A 2,710-nucleotide genomic window follows, 5' to 3' on the forward strand; every position below is an offset into this window, starting at 1 on the left:
CAGACATTGTCGTTGTGCCTCCAGTGGTAACAGTACCATCTGAGTTTACTGTGCTCGTATTCTTAAGCGGATTAGCAGGACTAACCGCTGAGTCGCCCAATGAAGATAACCATTCTTTATATTTCGCGAAATGTTGCTTACCTTCCTCAGGGCTAGATGGCTTATCGCCGCCTAGATAAGTAATAATGTATTGAGGCATTTCTTTCTCCTTATTTTAATAATTTACACTAGCAATAAACATAACGACCACGCTCACTGGCACGGCTTGCCCGTGTTCACTGCAGCGTTCGGTTATGCCGTTTACTATTTGTGGAAAAGTTTTTACTCATCAATAGACCAGGAAGTAAACCACCACGAACCTTGTAAATCTTGATATACTGCATGTCCAGGCCAAACCAAAAGCATGGCTTTCATTTGAGACTTATAATTCCCAATAGTGGCTTCGATTGCTGGCACTCCTAACACTTCTGCCCAATGAACATATTGCGTTGTATACACATTGCTCGCTTCCAAAGGTGTAACCCATGTCCCCGGACTTTTTTGTTACCTATCTCCCCGACCGGTCACAGCTCCGCTGGGGCAAGCGCGCCCTATTAGCGGCACAATTTCCTCAAGGTTTTGAACACGAGGTCCAGTGTACGAAGAGTGTCTGTTTGTCCGGTCGATCAGCACAGCAGGCATTCCGGAAGCGCGCGCCCCTTCAACGTCCCAAGCTGGTTCGTCACCGATGAAAAGACATTCCGCTGCTTTCACATTTAATGCCTGAAGAAGTCGTTTGAAGATTATTGGTGCGGGCTTGCGCCAGCCCACATCTACACAAAATATTGATAAGTCCACAGCGTCCTTAAGATCCAGACGCTTTAGTTCTTCGCGCCAAGGCTGACTCGGGCTTCCCCATGGTGTGTTCGATACGATAGCCAACTTATAGCCCTGTTGCCGCAGCATTCGCAGCATCGGACCACTGTCTTGATATTTGCGAGCACACTGGAAGATTGGCTCCAGGAAAACGCGACACGCCCGCTCCCGGACATCCGCAGGTGTCTGGTCTGTAAGACCGAACACCCTATCGAACCGCTCTTGAAGAGGGCGCACCTTGCCGTCCGACTGCTCACGGTTTTCCGTAAGAGCAATGGCCTGCGCTTCCTCGAGTTGCACTGCCGCGAAACTGGACAGGATGGCATGAGCGTTACGAATTGAGTCCGCAAGGATGGAGGGATACACTTCGCGCTGGTAATACTCCGCCAACGTATTTCCGAGGTCAAACGCTATTGCTTGGATTCCCATTCCCAATCTTGGATCCTGCAGTCGCTGCTCTCTGGCTAACGTATAGCTCAGCCGGCGCTTTTAGCGATCGGTCTGAAACGCCAAGTTAGACAATGGCGCGACAATGCAATCGTGGCGTTTGATCACTTCTTCACCATCTTGAGTGCTATGTACCCTAAACGCCGAAGCAACGCTTCACTGGAGGTCATGCGATCAAATAACCGCCGTCTACCACGATTGTTTGTCCGGTGAGGTAGTCACTTGCTGGCGCCGCAAGAAAAACAGCAGCTCCAACGAGGTCAACTGGGTAACCGCGCCGCCCCATCGGGACACGATTGTGAAACGCCGTTGTGAAGATCGGATCATCGAACAGCGGCTTAGTGAACTGCGTCTCAACGTACCCAGGAGCGAGGCAGTTCACGCAGATGCCTTCTGTTGCCCACTCGAGAGCCAGGGAACGCATTACTCCCAGCATGCCGCTCTTGCTAGCCGCGTAGGGTACGACGCGGCGAAAGCCCATTTCTCCGGCGATACTGCCGATGTTAATGATCTTGCCCTTTCCTCGATTATGCTCGGCGGCAAAGCGGTGGGTCTCGATCCAATATCGGCCGACGGCCTGCGACGTGAAGAACAGGCCCTTCAGATTCAAATCGAGCACGGTGTCCCAATCCTCTTCCGTGATCTCCGTTGATGGCCCGCGACGGTTCACGCCCGCTACGTTCACCAGGATATCGATCTGTCCCATGCGGTCGAGAACATCGCGCACGAGTGCCTTGATCCCCACCACGCTCACAACGTCGGCGGGAAAGGCCTCCGCCCGCGTGCCCAGGGCACGGATCTCTTCGGCAGTCTGGAGAAGTTCCGCTCGCGTACGACTGCAGAGTGCAATGCTCGCGCCCGCCTCCGCGAGGCCTTGAGCGATCGCCCGGCCTATGCCACGGGAGGCACCGGTAATGAGCGCCACGCGCCCAGAAACATCAAACAGAGGAGATGCCACCATCGCGCACGAACCTTTCAGTATTGCAGAAAGTTAAAGACGTATACGTCTCATCCGACGGTTCTCATGGTCTAACGCCCCAAATCAGCCGCGCGGGTTACCGCGTCGGCTGCATTTGGCTTCTTAGATTCGCGGCCCTACACATCTTCGTCGATGCCATAAATTGGAGGTCTACTGGTTACGCCCAGCCATAACGCCGCCGTCCACGTCCCAAATTGCACCTGTTACCCAACTTGCATCGTCCGAAAGGAGAAACATGATCACCGATGCCACATCTCTGGGCTTTCCGATCCGTCCGATTGGGTGAAAATCGTTGAAGCCTTGTAGGGCCTCGTGAACCTCGTCGGGCTTGATGAAGGCGTGGTAGATCGGGGTTTCCACAACGGCGGGCGCTACCGCATTGATGCGAATGCCATGTTCCGCCAGCTCCATCGCCAGATGCTGAGTCAA

The 2,710-nt window shown here is 53.5% G+C and carries 4 protein-coding genes; all 4 read right to left on the reverse strand.

Annotated features, from left to right (window positions below; translation table 11 throughout):
* Window positions 1-199, reverse strand: a 199-nt coding sequence (locus O6944_05100; protein MCZ6718514.1) for a hypothetical protein, incomplete at its 3' end; no start/stop codon positions are given.
* Between the two features lie 344 nt (window positions 200-543).
* On the reverse strand, window positions 544-1,284 hold the full coding sequence (locus O6944_05105) for an HAD family hydrolase (protein ID MCZ6718515.1): 741 nt from the start codon (window positions 1,282-1,284) through the stop codon (window positions 544-546).
* Between the two features lie 184 nt (window positions 1,285-1,468).
* Window positions 1,469-2,263 (reverse strand): SDR family oxidoreductase, encoded by a 795-nt coding sequence (locus O6944_05110; GenBank protein ID MCZ6718516.1) that lies wholly within the window; start codon window positions 2,261-2,263, stop codon window positions 1,469-1,471.
* A gap of 168 nt (window positions 2,264-2,431) precedes the next feature.
* Window positions 2,432-2,710 (reverse strand): SDR family oxidoreductase (locus tag O6944_05115; protein MCZ6718517.1); only part of this gene is annotated, 279 nt, incomplete at its 5' end.

Source organism: Gammaproteobacteria bacterium (assembly GCA_027296625.1).
GTDB lineage: Bacteria > Pseudomonadota > Gammaproteobacteria > JAKEHO01 > JAKEHO01 > JAKEHO01.

Excerpts from the sequence above, each read along its gene's own strand:
- O6944_05105 (MCZ6718515.1), bottom strand. The coding sequence starts at position 1,284 with ATGGGAATCCAAGCAATAGCGTTTGACCTCGGAAATACGTTGGCGGAG.
- O6944_05110 (MCZ6718516.1), bottom strand. The coding sequence starts at position 2,263 with ATGGTGGCATCTCCTCTGTTTGATGTTTCTGGGCGCGTGGCGCTCATT.